The following is a 14,864-nucleotide window of genomic DNA, read 5'->3' as shown; positions in this document are numbered from 1 at the left end:
TTCCGCCCGCTCAGGGGGGTGAAGAATCGAGAGTCAGTGTGTAGTATTTTGTCAGGAAGAAAACTGCCGGGAGATTTTGTGATGAACCATCTGCGCCCCGCCGTCAGGCCGCTGTTGGCTTTGAGCCTGGTTTTTGCCCTTTCCCCTTTTGCTGTCCGCTGGATGGCCGTCCATACCCCCGAGCAGACCGCTCGCGCCCTCGCCGACGCAGGCTGGCTTGAGCTGCGCGACACGTTCAATCCCCTCAAGCTGGTGCGCTGGGGCCAGAGCGCCCTCGCTTTGCCGGACGCCCTGGCGGCGCTGTTTCGCTCTGAGGCAGAAACGGTTCCTTGTGAGCAGAGTTTGAGCACGTTTAACCTGGAGTTGTCGCGGCAGATCCGGCACTATCACGATATTTACTTCAACGAGTCGGGGGGCAACGAGTACACGGTGGTCGCCTACGACATCGATGCCGACGGCCATGTCTACAACGCTCGTCTGCTGCCCGAGTACACGACAGCGCCCCTCGACGTGGCCCAGAGGGCAGTCGAGACCGTCCGCGACCTCGACAACAACCTGCCTGCCCTCCCGGCGGGCGTGCGCTCGGTGACGGTGACCGAGCTGTTCTGGTTTGGCGAGCCGCTCGGATCGACCAGCTCGATGGTCGGCTACCTGAGCAGCCTGCCCGATGGACGGCTCATCACCCCGGTGCCCTACCCCAGCAGCAGCTGGACGGCCCAGCTCAGCTATAGCCCCGATGGCCGCACCCTCGTCGAGACAAGCGACGGTGTGACCCGCTTCTGGTCCCCGGATACCCAGCAGGAGAGCCGTTAACCCGCCTCGGCGGGCTGGGGCAGCAGTCCGTGGCGCAGCAGATAATCGGCAAGGTTGAGGTCGCTGTCGAGCAGGGCGGCGTGACCGCTGTGGGGCAGCACCTCGCGCTGGGCGTTGGGCAGGCGCTCCTCTAAAAAATGCGTCTCGCTCAGCGAGGGCAGCAGCCGGTCCATCCGCCCGCCCAGTAGCAGCACCGGCAGCGTCAATCGCTCCAGATCTGCGTCGAGGTTGCACTGCTCAAGTAGCTGCAGCCGGTGCAGAATCGTTTCGCGCGGTACCAGCCGCACCGTCGCGAGCAGCGTGCGCCGGTCGGCGGGGGTAAGGCGATTGACAGCGCTCAAAAAAGGCAGAAAGACGAGAGCTGCTACCTGCAGCGATACGGTGGGCAACAGACTCAGCCAGTGGGAACCCTGCACCAGCCAGTTCTGCCGCCGCCAGGCGGTGGCTGGATTGACGAGCACCAGCGCGTCAAAAGCCTCCGGATAGGCAAGGGCGCTCATCAGGGCCAGGCAACCGCCGAAGGACTCGCCGCAAAGCAGCACAGGCCGCCTGTCGGCAGGCAATAGCTCCCGCACCCGCACTACCAGGCTCTGCCAGTCCCCCAGATCGTCGATCGGGATAGAAAGCGCCACGACATCGCAGTAGGGAGCGAGGTGGATCTCCTGGCGATAAAAAAGCTTGCCTGTGCCGTCGAGGCCGGGCAGATAGAGGAGCAAAGGACGCTCGCTCACCACGGGTGGGTCGCCCCACTGGCAGTCAGTTGCCGCGCCGCCTGCTCCATCTCGCTTGCCAGCGCCGCCGTCACCGCCGCTGCCTCGCCGCTGCGGTAGCGCTCGAACTCGTCCGCTACCAGACGCCGGGGAGAGCCGACGCGCAACTCGACCTGTTCGTAGACGACGTAAGGGTGCCAGCCTGAGCGCTGAAACATCGGCTCGCTTTGATCGAACAGGCTCAAAAGGCGCAGCGGCACGAGCGGACCACTCGCCTCGCGGCGGCTCACGATCGCCACCGGCACAACCGGCAGACCGACGATGCCGCTGCGCAGCGCCAGATGGGCAAAGCCGCGCCGAAAGCGGGCAACCTGGGCCGGTCGGCTGGCGGTTGTGATCAGTTGGGCTCCTTCCGGAAAGATGGCGACATGGGTGCCTGCCTGCAAAAAACCGGCGGCGCGCGCAAAAAGCTGTGACCAGCCCTGGCCCTGCGGCCCCATATGAAAGCCGCCCAACTGCCGCACCAGTTCGTTGACGAGGGGCACCTGCCCCAGATAGTGGTGGCAGACCAGCCGGATCGGCCTGCCCATCCCCCAGAGCAATACCGGCGCATCGAGAAAGCTGCGGTGGCCGCTCACCACCAAAAGACAGCCCTCGTGGGCCGGCAGGGGCTGCTGGTAGGTGACGTGTACCTGGGTGCGAAACAATTCGAGCATCCAGGAAGCCAGCGACCGCTGAGAAAAAGCCGGAAGCCCTAGAGCAAGATCCATCGACGGCAAGGCGGAGCAAGACAAACGTTCACCCATCCTAACAGCGGCCCGTCGCGCCAAATCGCGATCACTTCTTCACATTTATTCTAGGATTGATACAAAAGATTGTTTCGCCGAGAGGGCATATGGTTATTTTCTGGGCTTTGATGGCAGCGGGGCTGGTGGCAGGCGTGACTCTCGGCTCGATTGCCTGGTACAGCTCCAAAAAACCGGCGGGCTGGGAAGGGGCAGAAACGCCCGGTTGGGTCAGAAAGATGACCCCCAAAAGCCTGGAGCAGACGGGCGATCAAGGATAGGAGCAAAGCCCACGTTCTAAAATGGGCAGAGGTGCAGTGAGGCCAAAAGCGATGCCGAGCCCAACGGTTGCCCCAACCAAGCCGGAGACAGCGCCCAAAGCTTACAAGCCCTGGAAGGTGATCGTCCTCAACGACGACTTCAACACCTTCCAGCACGTCGCAAACTGCCTTGTGAAGCATATTCCCCACATGACCCCCGATCGGGCCTGGAAGTTGACCAATCAAGTCCACTTCGAGGGGCAGGCGATTGTCTGGGCAGGGCCGCTCGAACAGGCAGAACTGTATCACGAACAACTGGGCCGCGAGGGTCTGACGATGGCACCGCTGGAGCAGGGTTAAAGCCTCTCAGCTTGCGACCAAAAAAGGCAAAAGCCCGAGGGCGAGGGTGCGCGGATCGACGCCCAGGACGGTGTGTTGCCCGGCCAGCCATTCGCCGGCGGCGGCGTGCCACCAGACGGCGGCGAGCATGGCTTTTTGGGTTTCATTGTGGCTCTGGGCAAGGAGCGCCCCGGCCAGGCCGGAGAGCACATCGCCGGAGCCGCCCCTGGCAAGGGCGCTTGAGCCGCCGGTATTGACCCACACAGAACCTTCTGGGCTCGCGACGACGCTGCGGGCACCTTTGAGGACGATCCAGGCACCGCTGCGCCGGGCTGCCTCCGAGGCGGCGGTGAGCCGATCGCCCAGATCGATGTCGCCAAAGAGGCGCTTGAATTCACCGGCGTGGGGGGTGAGCACCGTCGGTGCCCTGCGGCTAGTGAGTGCAGCGAGAAGGCCGTCTGCGAGAACGTTCAAAGCGTCGGCATCGAGGAGCAGAGCGCCTTTTGTCTCGCCCACGACGCGCTCCACCAGCTTTGGATCGATCTTGCCGAGGCCAGGGCCACAGACAACCGCATCGAACTTGCCCAGATCCAGGGGCAGATCGGCGATCGTGCCGTTGGCCGCCTCGGGGCAGGGATAAAAGATCGCCTCCGGCAATTCGGGGCTGAGCCTTTGTGGCAGCGATTCGGGCACGGCCAGATAGAGCATACCGGGGCCACCGGCGCGGGCTCCCAGGGCGACGAGCAGGGGCGCACCGCTGTACTGGTGCGATCCGGCGATGGCGAGCACCGTGCCGACGCTGTACTTGTAGGCGAGGGGCGGGCGGCTGAGGGGCAGATAGCTCCGGGCCATCTCCGGCAGCAGCAGGTGCTCGGCGATCGGCATTTGAATCTGGCTGTCGCGGATGCCCAGATCGAGGCGTTCAGCGCTGCCCAGGTAAGGCAGCGCTGCATCCTGCCACAGTCCCCGCTTCCAGAGGCCCAGGCAGTAGGTGCGCCGAGCCCGGATCGCCGTGCCCAGCACTGCCCCGTCGCTCGATAGACCTGAAGGCAGGTCGATTGCGGCGATTGGCTCACCACTCGCGTTGATGCGATCGATGATCTGGGCGTAGGGAGAAGTGACTGGCCGGGTCAGGCCAAAGCCAAAGAGCCCGTCGATCCACAGATCCGCCTGCCCATCGAGGGCTTCTCCCTCGCTCACACTGCCTCCCAATGACTGAAAGTAGCGCAGGTGAGAGGCGGTGAGGGGTTTTGCCGGTGTTCTGGGGCAGTAGGCAAAGACCGTGCGGCCCGCGAGCAACAGCTCGCGGGCCACCACCAGCGCGTCGCCGCCGTTGTGGCCGGGCCCGACCAGTACGCCGATGCGGCTGTAACGGCTCAGAGCAAAGTCGCGCTCGATCGCCTGGACCAGCCGCAGACCAGCCTTTTCCATCAACGCTTCGACCGGCAAACCGCCGGCGAAGATAGTCGATTCGACCTGCTCCATTGCCTGGGCACTTACCAGGCAACTGCGGCTGAGGGCAACCATCGAAGCTGGCTTTTTCAGGGAATCTTGGCGATCGCCGAGAGCAGCGGGAAGAACTGCAGCAGCACAAAAGCGAAGATCGCACCGCCCGCACCGCCAATTAAAAAGCCACCGGCCAGACGGCTCCAGCCCTTGCGGTCAAAGACGGGCGGATCGGTGGTGAGCGAGGCGTAACCCGACAGCCCGATCGTCGAGATCAAGACCAGCGAGATGGCCGAGAGCAGCCCCGCCACCAGCCCCAGCTCCGTGTTGCGCAGCGGACCAAGCAGGGCAAAGGGCCCTAAAAGCCAGTACCCGTGGGCGAGGCCAATTTCCAGACCGCGAGTGAATTCATCCATACCCTGCCGGTTGATGGGCAGATTGTCGATAAACCAGCGCACCGCCTGGGAATTGTTGATCGGCGTGAGCAGCGTTCCCTCCTGGGGGTCCGGCGTGTAGACATAGCGTGCCAGGGTCATGATTGCTATTCCTCGAGCGTCTCGATGATCCTACGTCGTTCGTTTGCCGCCGCTATCGACCCGCAACACTCCTTAATAGATACTGCGATCCCTGTCGGGTGCCGCGTCTACGCATTTCCTGTTCGATTGCGGTGAGCACTGCCCGCTTGTGGCGCGACCACTCGGGGGCGATGAGCAGGTGCGGCAGCCCATCGCCGGTGAGCCGGTGAATCCAGGTCTGAGGCGGTAGGCGCTCCAGCGAGTCGCAGACTGAGCCGACGTACTGCTGCTCGCTCATCAGTTCGATCTCCCCCCGCAGGTACTGGCCTGCCATGATCGAGCCTTTGAGGATGTGCAGCGAGTGGATCTTTATCCCCTCGACTTCTAGATCTGCGAGCAGATCCACCGACTGGAGCATCATCTTGGGCGTCTCGCCGGGCAGGCCGTGGATGAGATGGGCGCAGACCTCGATGCCGCGCTGTCGGGTGCGGCGGACCGCATCGACGAATTCGGCGACGCTGTGGGCGCGGTTGATGCGCTGGAGGGTGGCGTCGTGGGCGCTCTGCAGGCCGTACTCCACCCAGAGATATTTTTGGTGGGCCATCTGCTGGAGCAGTTCGAGTACCGGCTCGGCCACGCAGTCCGGACGGGTGCCGACAGCGAGCGCGACGCAGTCGGGATGCTCCAGGCCGATCCGGTAGACTTCTTCTAAGCGCGACAGGGGGGCGTGGGTGTTGGTAAACGCCTGGTAGTAGGCGACAAATTTGCGCGCCCGCTCGCCAAACTTGCGCTGCCAGCCTGCCATGCCGATCTGCAACTGTTCTAAGAGCGGCACCGTGGGCGGTGCCACCTGGGCGGAGGAGCCGGAGGCGTCGCAGAAGGTGCAGCCCCCCCGCGCTCGGGTGCCGTCGCGGTTCGGACAGTCAAAACCGGCGTCGAGGGTCACTTTGAAGACCTTCTCGCCAAAGCGCTCCCGCAGGTGGCGGCTGAACTGGTTGTAGGGCAGTGACTCGGACATGACCGTTGGACGTGCTCACCGCTTCTATCGTGCCACGGTCCTTCAGCAGGCCCAGGGAGTCCGGACAAAAAAAACTCCCCAAGGGGGAGTGTCAGAGTATAAGGAGAACCACCTTGATGCTCACGCATCCAGTCCTAGGAAAGTTGTTCCCGAAACTACATTTTGGGAAAGCAATAGTTTTTTTTAAGAAATTTCTCTCGCCTGCGGGGAGGAATCGTGTCGTTATTTTTCGCTCAACTGAGCGAGGGCGTAGCTGGCGGTCGAGCGCACCGGCTCGCTGGGATCGGCAGCCAGTTTTTCGAGCGCAGCGCGGGCCTGCTCTCCGCCCAACTCGCCGAGCGCCTGGGCGATCCGAAAGCGTAATTGCCAATCTTCGTCGCCTAGATATGTGATGAGCGCCGGCACCGCCCTGGGATCCCCCAGTTGTCCGAGGGCACCGGCGGCGACGGTGCGCACCAGCGCGTCGCCTGCGAGGGCTTCGACCAGGAGATCGACCGCCCGAGGATCGCCCAGTTCTCCTAAGGCAGCGACGCAGCTAAAGCGCACCAGCCATTCGCTCTCGCGGTGGTACGCCTCCACCAGATCCTCGTAAGCCTGGCGCTCGTGCAGGTCGCCCAGGGCAGCGGCGGCGGCGGCGCGCACGTCAAATTCGGGGTCCGTCTTGAGGGTGGTCCGCAGTAGCTCCAGCACCGAAGTATCTTCTTTTTGACCAAGCAGACTGATAGCGGCGTAGCGCACGCGGGCATTGCTATCTTGAGCGGCCTGCACCAGCAGGGGCACCGAGCGCTCCGCCGGTACCTCCCGCAGGGCGCTCACAGCGCTCAGCCGATCGCCAACGTCCGCGCTGGCCAGTTTTTGCTCCGGAGTTTCCACGCTTCTCTCCCGTTTGCCTCTGGCATCTTAACTCACCCCCCGAAGCCTACGATGGGCCCGCCAGATTCAAGATGATCCGCCACTCAGCAGCGCTCACAGGCATCACCGAAAGGCGGTTGCCCCGGCGCAGAAGCAGCATCTGCTCAAGCCCAGCCGTGGCGCGCAGCCGATCGAGGGCGACGATCTCGGCAAAGGCGGAGCGAAAGGCGATATCGACCATCTGCCAGATCGGTTTTTCGAGGGTCGAGCGCGGGTCGTAGTACGGACTTTTTGGATCGAGGGCGGTCGGGTCGGGGTAGGCGGTGCGCACCACCTCGACGGTACCGACGATGCCGGGGGGGTTGCTGTTGCTGTGGTAGAAAAATCCCCCATCCCCCAACTGCATCGTGAGCATAAAGTTGCGGGCCTGGTAGTTGCGCACGCCGCTCCAGTCGGTGGGAGCGGCCTTGAGATCGCTGAGCGAAAAAACGCCCGGCTCACTTTTAAAAAGCCAGTAGGCCATCCGCTCAGGTGGGTTTGCTGTAGAGCCGCTCCAGCATCGAGCGCATCCGGTCCAGCTCGCCCCCGGCGCGCTCTTCGGACTTCTGGCCGGGCTGCCAGTCGAAGGCTTCTTTGCTCTGCTCAGGAGGGAGCATCAGCTTACCGGCCTCGACGACGATGAGCCCCAGATCGGAATCTTCGCAGAACTGCTTGATCTCCTCGGACTCGATGCGCTCGACCTGGGGAACCATAAAATCCTGCGCTTCGAGCAAGTTGGCGTAGCAGAGCGCGTCGTCCTCGCTCTCGAAGGCGACGACGATGTTTTTATCCTGAACGCTCAGCGTGTAGATCCCTTCGTTCTCGGAGCCGGCGTTGAAGATCAGCACCCACAGCTGCATGGATACCCCTGTTTTTGGTTAACCTTCATTTTAGCCTGCAGCGGGAGGGCCAGCCGTATCGGCTGAGACCGCCGCCTGGACCCCATCGCTAATCGTCTGCAGGTTCACAGGCCAAGCGGGTAAGCGCCATCACCTGCTCGCCCGGTTCAAGGGCCGGTAGAACCCGGCCACTTTCGGAGCGGCTGGCCACCGGCAGATCCCCTGCCCGCAGCTGGATGAGCCGCTCTTGATCGGTGACGACGATCAGCTCGTCTTCTGTGCCTGTGCTGGTGAGCGCCTGGAGCACATCGGCGCGGTCGGCCAGCAGACCGATCGGCGTGCCGAGACCGGCGCGCTCCTGCAGCCGCAACTCGGCCAGGGGCAGGCGCTTGGCCTGGCCCTGGCGGCTCAGCAAAAGCAGGTTGTCTTGCTCGCCCGCTACGGTCATCCCGACCAGCGCCTCGCCCCGGCGCAGCTTGATCGCCTGCAGGCCGAGGGCGGTGCGGCCCATCACCGGCAGTTGGGCCTCGTCGGCTAAAAAGCGCAGCAACCGTCCGGCGCTGGTGGCAACGACGATCTGGCTGGTGGCCGTGGCAAGGGCCACCTGCAGTAGCTGGTCGTCGTCGCCGAGTTTGAGCAGCATCAGCCCCCGGCCCGTGAGATTGGCGCACTCGCTGAGGAGCAGTTTTTTGATCCGGCCCTCGCGGGTCAGCAGCACCAGATACAGGTCGCTCGGGTAGTTCTCGCGCACGAAGGTGGCGGCGATCTGCTCGTTGTTTAAGGCGAGCAGCGTGACGAGCGGCGTTCCCCGCGCCCGCGCCCCCGTCTCGGGAATGTCGCCGACTTTGAGCGAGTAGGCGCGGCCACTGCGGGTGATGGCCAATAGCTCGTTGCGGCTGCGGGTCGGATAGCTCTCGATCACAAAATCGGCGTCCTCGCTGCGCGAGGCGCTGCGGCGGGCCCGGTTGCTGCGCTCGAAGGTGGCAACGGGCAGGCGGCGAACGTAGCCCCGTCGGCTGAACTGGACGACGACCTCGTCGTCGCTCACCATCTCATCGGCGGTGGGCAAAGGAGCGGCCTGCAGCTCGATCTTGGTGCGGCGCGGGTCGGCGTGCTTTTTTTTGAGGTCTCTCAGTTCGCGCTTGAGGAGGTTCTGGAGCTTGCGGGGACTGTCGAGGTACGACTGCAGTTCGATGAGCCGCTCGCGCAACTCGCGATGTTCAGTGGCGAGCCTTTCGCGATCGAGCAATGTCAGCCGCCTGAGGGGCATCTGCAAGATCTCCTCGGCCTGGCGCTCGCTCAGGCTGTAGCGGGAGACCAGGGCGGCTTTTGCCTGGGCGGCGTCGGGGGAGGTGCTCAGAAGCTGCACGATCGGCTGGAGGTTGGCGAGGGCGACGAGCTGGCCTTCGAGCTGGTGGGCGCGGTCGGTGGCGCGCTTGAGGTTGTACGAAATGCGGCGGGTGAGGGTGGTGAGGCGAAATTGCAAGAACTGTTCGAGCAGTTCGCGCAGCTTGAGCAGGCGCGGCTGGCCATCGACCAGGGTGAGCAGAATACTGCCGAAGTTGGCCTGCAGGGGCGTAAGCCGGTAGAGACCGGCGAGGATGAGGTCGGTTTTGACCTCCCGCTTCAGTTCGAGCACGACGCGCACGCCCTCGCGGTTGGACTCGTCGCGGATGTCGCTGATACCCTGGATCTTGCCCAGGTTGACCAGCTCCGCCACCTTTTCGATCCAGGCGGCCTTGTTGACCTGAAAGGGCAGGGCGGTGACGACAATCGCGGGCTTGCGCCGCCGACCGCTGCCCACCTCCTCAAGATGGGTGATCCCGCGCATCGTGATCGATCCCCGGCCACTCAGGTACGCCTCGCGCACCCCGGCGGTGCCGATGATCTGGCCCCCGGTCGGAAAGTCGGGGCCGGGAATAAGCTGCAACAATTCGTCGTCGCTCAGTTGGGGATTGTCGATGAGGGCGACCAGCCCATCGACCACCTCTGCCAGGTTGTGGGGCGGAATATTCGTCGCCATGCCGACGGCGATCCCCGAGCTGCCGTTTAAGAGCAGCACCGGCAGCCGGGCCGGCAGCACCTCCGGCTCGCGCTGGGAGCCGTCAAAATTGTCGCTAAATTCGACCGTCTGCTCGTCAATCTCAGCGAGCAGGGCATCGACGCCCACCGCTGCGAGGCGACATTCGGTGTAGCGCATCGCGGCGGGCGGATCGTTGTCGATCGAGCCAAAGTTGCCGTGGCCCGCCAGAAGCGGATAGCGCGACGAAAAATCTTGCACCAGCCGCACCAGCGCGTCGTAGACCGCCGTATCGCCGTGGGGGTGGTACTTGCCCAGCACGTCGCCCACGACGCGGGCGCACTTGCGAAAGGGCCGATCGGGAGCGAGCCCCAACTCGTGCATCGCAAACAAGATGCGCCGATGCACCGGCTTGAGGCCGTCGCGCACGTCCGGCAGTGCTCGACCGACGATGACGCTCATCGCGTACTCGAGGTACGAGCGCTGCATCTCTGAATGCAGGGCCGTGGGCACAATCCGGGAATTGGGATCTGGACCGGTCAATTCGAGCTGTCTGGGCATGGTGTCTGGAACACTCGCTTTGGTGCGGACAGTGGAACGACGAGCTTGTGAACAATTGTACTCAATTCGCCGTTCGATCGCCTTATTCGTAGCATAGTGGTCCCTGCTCGGGCGATTACAGGCTTTTGTATCACAGCTGGGGTGGGCGGCGCTTGTAAGACAAGTAGCCTGTTCCGTAAGATAGCAGCCAGAGATAGGCTGTTTCGATGCTACCCAGGCAGCGCTGGCAGATTGCCGCTCCCGTTCCCGACCTGGCCGCACGGCTGGCCGGAGCCTTCGGGTTGTCGCCGCTGGTGGCCCAGGTGCTGATCAATCGCGGGATCACCACCTGCGAGCTGGCCGAGCACTTTTTATCGCCCGACAGCTGGGTGCTGCCGGAGCCTGGGGCAGAATTTGCCCAGATGGGCCGGGCTGTGGAGCTGCTGGCGGAGGCGATCGTCCACAACAAGCCCATCGCCATCTGCGGCGACTACGACTGCGACGGCATGACGAGCACGGCTTTACTCCTGCGGGCGGTGCGCGCCCTGGGCGGGCAGATCGATTATGCGATCCCCAGCCGGATGCACGAGGGCTACGGCATCAACTGCCGGATCGTCGAAGAATTTTTTGATCGCGGCGTCGGTCTGATTCTGACCGTCGATAACGGCATCTCCGCCCACGGACCGATCGCCCGCGCCGCCGAGTTGGGTATGCAGGTGATCGTCACTGACCACCACGACCTGCCGGATGTGCTGCCGGTGGCCGACGCGATTCTCAACCCCAAGTTGATGGAGCGCACCTCGCCCTACGCCTATCTGGCCGGAGTCGGGGTGGCCTTTGTTCTGGCCGGAGAACTTGCCCGCCGCTTCGAAGACAACGGCGATCTGCAGGAGAGTTTGCTGGAACTATTTACCCTCGGAACGGTGGCGGATCTTGCTCCGCTGGTCGGTGTCAACCGGGCCTGGGTGCTGAGGGGGCTGGCGCGCTTGCCCGGTTCGACCAATCCCGGCGTGCAGGCGCTACTGGCCGTCTGCGGTCTGCTCGGGCGCAACGATCTCAAGCCTGAGGCGATCGGTTTTGCCCTGGGCCCCCGGATCAACGCTGTGGGCCGCATCGGCGATCCGGTGACGGTCATCGAGCTATTGACCACCGACGATCCGGCGGTGGCCGCCGAGCGGGCCGGCGAGTGCGAACAGGCCAACCAGCGCCGCCAGGTGCTCTGTGCCCAGATCGAGGCCGAGGCGATTGCCCTTGTCGAGGCCCAGCAAAAAGACGGGCTCGACCTGGCTCAGCAGCGGGTGCTGGTGCTTGCCCAGCCTGGCTGGCACCACGGTGTAATCGGGATCGTGGCAAGCCGCCTCAAGGAGCGCTACGGAGCTCCGGTCTTTATCGCGGCCATCGAGGGCGAGCGGGTGCGCGGCTCGGCGCGGGGGATTCCTGAATTTCACATCTACGAGGCGCTCAAGTTCTGCGCCGATCTCCTCGACGGCTTCGGCGGCCATCCGATGGCGGGGGGCTTTTCGCTCAGGGGCGATCAGCTTGAAGCTTTCAAGGTGCGGCTGCAGGATTTTGCCCGCGCCCGCCTCCAGCCCGAGCAGATAGCGCCGCTCGTAGAGATCGACGCGGCAGTGCAGCTTGCCCAGATCAACCGCGCACTCGTCGAGCAGCTCGACCGGCTGCAGCCCTGCGGCCTCGGCAACCGTGAACCGGTTTTCTGGGTAGCCGGGGCACGGGTTGTCCAGCAAAAGGCCATGGGGAAGGAGGGTACCCACCTGCAGCTTTTAGTGAGCGACGGTACCGCTGAGCGGCGGGCGGTGGGCTGGCGGCAGGCGGACTATCTGCCGCTGCCCGAATTCGTCGATATCGCCTTTAGCGCCAGGCGCAACGAGTACCAGGGCACCGTCAAGATCGAACTGGAAGTGGCGGGCCTGCGCGCTGCCACTGCCGCCCCGTTTGTCCTGCCGGCTCCTCCGGCTTTTGAGGAGTCCATCGAGTGGCACGACCACCGCGAGGGCGACGGCGCTGCATTTCTGGCAACTTTTGTGCCCGATCAACAAAGACCGGTGCTCCTCTATGGGCACGAGCGTCCCCAGTTGCCCCCTGGCTGGCCGGTCCACTACGACCGCCCCCAGGAGAATTACCGCTACGAGCACCTGCTGTTGTGGAGCCTGCCGCCCTCGCCGCTGCACCTGCTCTGGCTGCTGGCGGTGGTCCGGCCCCGGACGGTCCACCTGTTTGCCGCCACTGTGCCCGCTTTTCATCCCTGGAAGCTCAGGCACCAGTTGCAGGCGAGCTACCGGCCAGGGCTGCCCTTCGAGATTCTGCGGCTTTCTCAGCACTGCTGGGTCTCGCCCCGGATCGTCTGCGAGGCGCTGGTGGAGGAGCGCTTCTTAGAAGACTGGCGTCCTGTGATCGATGCAAACCTGCACGGCTGGCTGGGGGCAGAGCGCCTGCAGTTGGCCGAGTGGTACCAGAGCCGGGCCGATGTGCTCCAGGAGCTTCTCAGGCGGCCTGCTTCGCTGTTGCAACCGCTGGCACGCTCCTGTGACTCCCTTTGCTGAGCGGGCCGCTTTTATCGGCTCGTCGAATCCTGGCTCGGCCCAGTACGCGCTTACAGAACTGCGGCAGCTGTTTTCGGATCTGCGGTTTTCGTACCTCGATGTGGGGGAGGTCTTTCTCTTTGAGACGGCGACTGCGACCGAAGACGCGCTGCAGATCGTAAGCGGGCGCGAACCGATCTTTTTGCGTCACCTCCAGCCGGTCGATCAGGTGCTCCCCCTCGATCGCACCTGGGCAGATCTGGCTCGCATCGCCGCGCTGGCTGCCGGTGAGCGCCGCCTGAGCGCCGGTGAGACCGTGGCGGTGCGGGTGCGGCTCCAGGGGGGTCAGCCTTTTGCCTATACAGCGGCACAGGTGCGATCGGCGATCGAGGCGGCCCTGGTGCGCACGTTTGCCATCGAGGCTGTCCGCCGCGAGGCCGACTGGACCGTCGCTGTGTACCTGGCCGCCAACCGGCTCTACTGGGGGCTCACCCGACCGGGCGACGATCTTTCGGATTGGCCGGGCGGTATGGTGCGCTTTCAAAAAGAACAGGGGCAGATCTCGCGGGCCGCCTTCAAGCTGCTGGAAGCGGAGGAGCGCTTCAGACTGGATCTAGGCCGGTTTCGCCGCGCCCTCGATATCGGGGCGGCACCGGGAGGCTGGACAGCGCTGCTCCTCGATCGGGGCCTCGAAGTGACCGCCATCGATCCGGCGGCCCTGCACCCTACGCTATTGGGCCACCCCCGGCTACGCTACCTGGCCACCAGCGCCGCCACCGCCCGACTGGGTGCCCAGACTTTTGATCTGCTCGTCTGCGATATGAACTGGGACGCACGGCGGATGGCAAAGCTGGTGGCCGGGCTTTTGCCGGTGCTGGTAGCAGGCGGTGCGGCGATTGTTACTGTCAAGTTGCTCTATAAAAAGCCCTTTCAGACCCTCAAGGACGTGCTTGTGATCCTCGGGGAGAAGATAGAGCTTGTCCGGGCCAAGCAACTGTTTCACAACCGCGAGGAACTGACGCTGTACCTGCGCAAGCACCCGGAGCCGTCAGGGTCCGACGGCGGTGGGCAAGATCTCACCCTGTACCCGGATGTGTCGGCCACCGGCACTGTCGTCGATGAGCAGCAGGTGGGCAAACTCGATGTCGTCGTAGTTGACCAGCCCGTAGAGCCGGACGACTCGCGCTAGTTCGTCGTCCGCCTCCCCCGGTAGCTGCAGCGGATGGGTCTCAAGGCGCAGCACGTTTGCGCCGCGCCTGAGGAGGGCGGGCGGCAACCGCACCGTCAGGTTGTCGCCGTTAAGATAAATTTTCTGGAGCGGCCTACCGTTGAGATAGATGCGCAGGCCGTCCGGGCGACTACCGGCAAACTGGCTGAGGGCGGACTGGCCCATCGCTACCGAATGGGCCGTGTCGAGGCCGATAATCGAGCCGACGCGCAGCCGCATCGGCTCCGGCAGAGCGTCGAGATAAAAAGTGCGCTCCAGGCGCGGTCCCTCGGCGCGCAGGCGAAATTCGCGGTAGTTGGCCGAACCGTAGCCGTACTTGTCGTCCCCCAGGTGGTGCAGGCTGTCGTCGAGCACGACCAGCCTGGGCGAGAGCCGCTCAAGTTCGAGCCGAAAGCCGCCCTCGCCGCCGGGAGCCGCAGTGGCCTGGGGGGCATAGTTTGCCGCCCGGACCGTCAGGATCTTGCCTTTTGTGGCACCGGGCAACTGAAAGCGTCCCTGGCTATCTGTGCGCACCGTCACCCCTTCATCCGGCAGGGCGATCTCGACCCCGGCGAGCGGTTTGCCCGTCGCCCTGTCGAGGACGACACCGCTGTTGGCACTTTCTGCCTGAATGCGGCCTGGGGCGTGACCGACGGCCAGTTCCTTGAGGCGCTGCTCCAACAGATCCCGGTCGGCCTGGCTCACCCGGCCATCGCCGTCGCCGTCCGCCGCCTGGATCTGCTCGTCGGCCAGAAGCACTGTTCCCGCCAGGTACGCATCGATGACCGCCAGATCCTGCTCGTCAAAGTGGCCGTCGCCGTTGACATCGCCGCTGCCCGCCGCCCAGAGCGGACCCCAGGCGAGCAGCGCACCCAGCAAAATTGCCACTAGCCAGCCTCTTGCCATCGCCCATGCCAGCCGCGTCGCTTCAACTGTATCCC

At 64.3% G+C, this 14,864-nt stretch carries 14 protein-coding genes and 1 pseudogene; 5 read left to right on the top strand and 10 right to left on the bottom strand.

The annotated features are described in order from the left end of the window. The first annotated feature begins 81 nt into the window (after positions 1 to 81). A complete protein-coding gene (locus tag GKIL_RS15805; RefSeq protein ID WP_023174753.1) occupies positions 82 to 813 on the top strand; it encodes a hypothetical protein in 732 nt (243 codons plus the stop codon). Here GKIL_RS15805 and GKIL_RS15800 read toward each other — a convergent pair. Together GKIL_RS15800 and GKIL_RS15795 are read right to left on the bottom strand one after the other, a co-directional pair. Continuing rightward, positions 810 to 1,544, bottom strand: coding sequence for an alpha/beta fold hydrolase (locus GKIL_RS15800; protein ID WP_023174752.1), 735 nt, complete (start codon positions 1,542 to 1,544; stop codon positions 810 to 812). The two genes, GKIL_RS15805 and GKIL_RS15800, sit on opposite strands and share 4 nt — an antisense overlap. Further along, a complete protein-coding gene (locus GKIL_RS15795; RefSeq protein ID WP_187293829.1) occupies positions 1,541 to 2,239 on the bottom strand; it encodes a lysophospholipid acyltransferase family protein in 699 nt (232 codons plus the stop codon). Before GKIL_RS15795 ends, GKIL_RS15800 begins: the two co-directional genes overlap by 4 nt. A gap of 179 nt (positions 2,240 to 2,418) precedes the next feature. Between GKIL_RS15795 and psb35 the strand changes: the two genes are divergently transcribed. Together psb35 and clpS are read left to right on the top strand one after the other, a co-directional pair. After that, positions 2,419 to 2,589, top strand: a complete 171-nt coding sequence (psb35, locus tag GKIL_RS24265; RefSeq protein WP_023174750.1) for a photosystem II assembly protein Psb35 — start codon at positions 2,419 to 2,421, stop codon at positions 2,587 to 2,589. Positions 2,590 to 2,640: 51 nt separating this feature from the next. Beyond that, positions 2,641 to 2,928: an ATP-dependent Clp protease adapter ClpS gene (clpS, locus tag GKIL_RS15790; RefSeq protein ID WP_023174749.1), complete on the top strand. Its 288-nt coding sequence runs from the start codon at positions 2,641 to 2,643 to the stop codon at positions 2,926 to 2,928. 6 nt (positions 2,929 to 2,934) lie between these two features. Here the strand turns inward: clpS and GKIL_RS15785 are convergent, their stop codons facing one another. The 7 genes from GKIL_RS15785 to gyrA all read right to left on the bottom strand — a co-directional run bounded on the left by GKIL_RS15785 (position 2,935) and on the right by gyrA (position 10,197). Next, positions 2,935 to 4,434, bottom strand: coding sequence for a bifunctional ADP-dependent NAD(P)H-hydrate dehydratase/NAD(P)H-hydrate epimerase (locus GKIL_RS15785; RefSeq protein ID WP_023174748.1), 1,500 nt, complete (start codon positions 4,432 to 4,434; stop codon positions 2,935 to 2,937). Between the two features lie 14 nt (positions 4,435 to 4,448). Continuing rightward, the gene (locus GKIL_RS15780; RefSeq protein WP_023174747.1) at positions 4,449 to 4,889 is read right to left on the bottom strand and encodes a photosystem I reaction center subunit XI; all 441 of its coding nucleotides are present in this window, start codon (positions 4,887 to 4,889) and stop codon (positions 4,449 to 4,451) included. 52 nt (positions 4,890 to 4,941) lie between these two features. Beyond that, positions 4,942 to 5,886, bottom strand: coding sequence for a tRNA modification radical SAM protein MnmL/YtqA (gene mnmL, locus GKIL_RS15775; protein ID WP_023174746.1), 945 nt, complete (start codon positions 5,884 to 5,886; stop codon positions 4,942 to 4,944). A gap of 222 nt (positions 5,887 to 6,108) precedes the next feature. After that, positions 6,109 to 6,759 carry a HEAT repeat domain-containing protein gene (locus GKIL_RS15770; RefSeq protein WP_023174745.1) on the bottom strand — a complete coding sequence of 217 codons (651 nt, stop codon included), beginning with the start codon at positions 6,757 to 6,759 and terminating at the stop codon, positions 6,109 to 6,111. A gap of 46 nt (positions 6,760 to 6,805) precedes the next feature. After that, positions 6,806 to 7,261, bottom strand: a complete 456-nt coding sequence (locus GKIL_RS15765) for an EVE domain-containing protein (protein ID WP_023174744.1) — start codon at positions 7,259 to 7,261, stop codon at positions 6,806 to 6,808. A gap of 4 nt (positions 7,262 to 7,265) precedes the next feature. Next, entirely contained in the window at positions 7,266 to 7,637 is a 372-nt protein-coding gene (locus GKIL_RS15760) for a DUF3110 domain-containing protein (RefSeq protein ID WP_023174743.1), read from the bottom strand. An 88-nt stretch (positions 7,638 to 7,725) separates the two neighbouring features. Beyond that, positions 7,726 to 10,197, bottom strand: a complete 2,472-nt coding sequence (gene gyrA / locus GKIL_RS15755) for a DNA gyrase subunit A (RefSeq protein WP_023174742.1) — start codon at positions 10,195 to 10,197, stop codon at positions 7,726 to 7,728. A 206-nt stretch (positions 10,198 to 10,403) separates the two neighbouring features. Between gyrA and recJ the strand changes: the two genes are divergently transcribed. Beyond that, positions 10,404 to 12,737: a single-stranded-DNA-specific exonuclease RecJ gene (gene recJ / locus GKIL_RS15750; RefSeq protein ID WP_023174741.1), complete on the top strand. Its 2,334-nt coding sequence runs from the start codon at positions 10,404 to 10,406 to the stop codon at positions 12,735 to 12,737. Then, positions 12,661 to 13,482 (top strand): annotated as a pseudogene (locus GKIL_RS25785) (SAM-dependent methyltransferase); the annotation flags it as partial. The gene recJ and the pseudogene GKIL_RS25785, both read left to right, overlap by 77 nt. 282 nt (positions 13,483 to 13,764) lie before the next feature. On the opposite strand, the gene GKIL_RS23750 reads toward GKIL_RS25785, so the two are convergent. Continuing rightward, positions 13,765 to 14,811, bottom strand: coding sequence for a dockerin type I domain-containing protein (locus tag GKIL_RS23750; RefSeq protein ID WP_041244002.1), 1,047 nt, complete (start codon positions 14,809 to 14,811; stop codon positions 13,765 to 13,767). Between the last annotated feature and the right edge of the window lie 53 nt (positions 14,812 to 14,864).

It is taken from the genome of Gloeobacter kilaueensis JS1 (genome assembly GCF_000484535.1).
GTDB lineage: Bacteria > Cyanobacteriota > Cyanobacteriia > Gloeobacterales > Gloeobacteraceae > Gloeobacter > Gloeobacter kilaueensis.
Note: the sequence above shows the minus strand (reverse complement) of the source record. Positions and strands in the feature narration are given on the sequence as shown.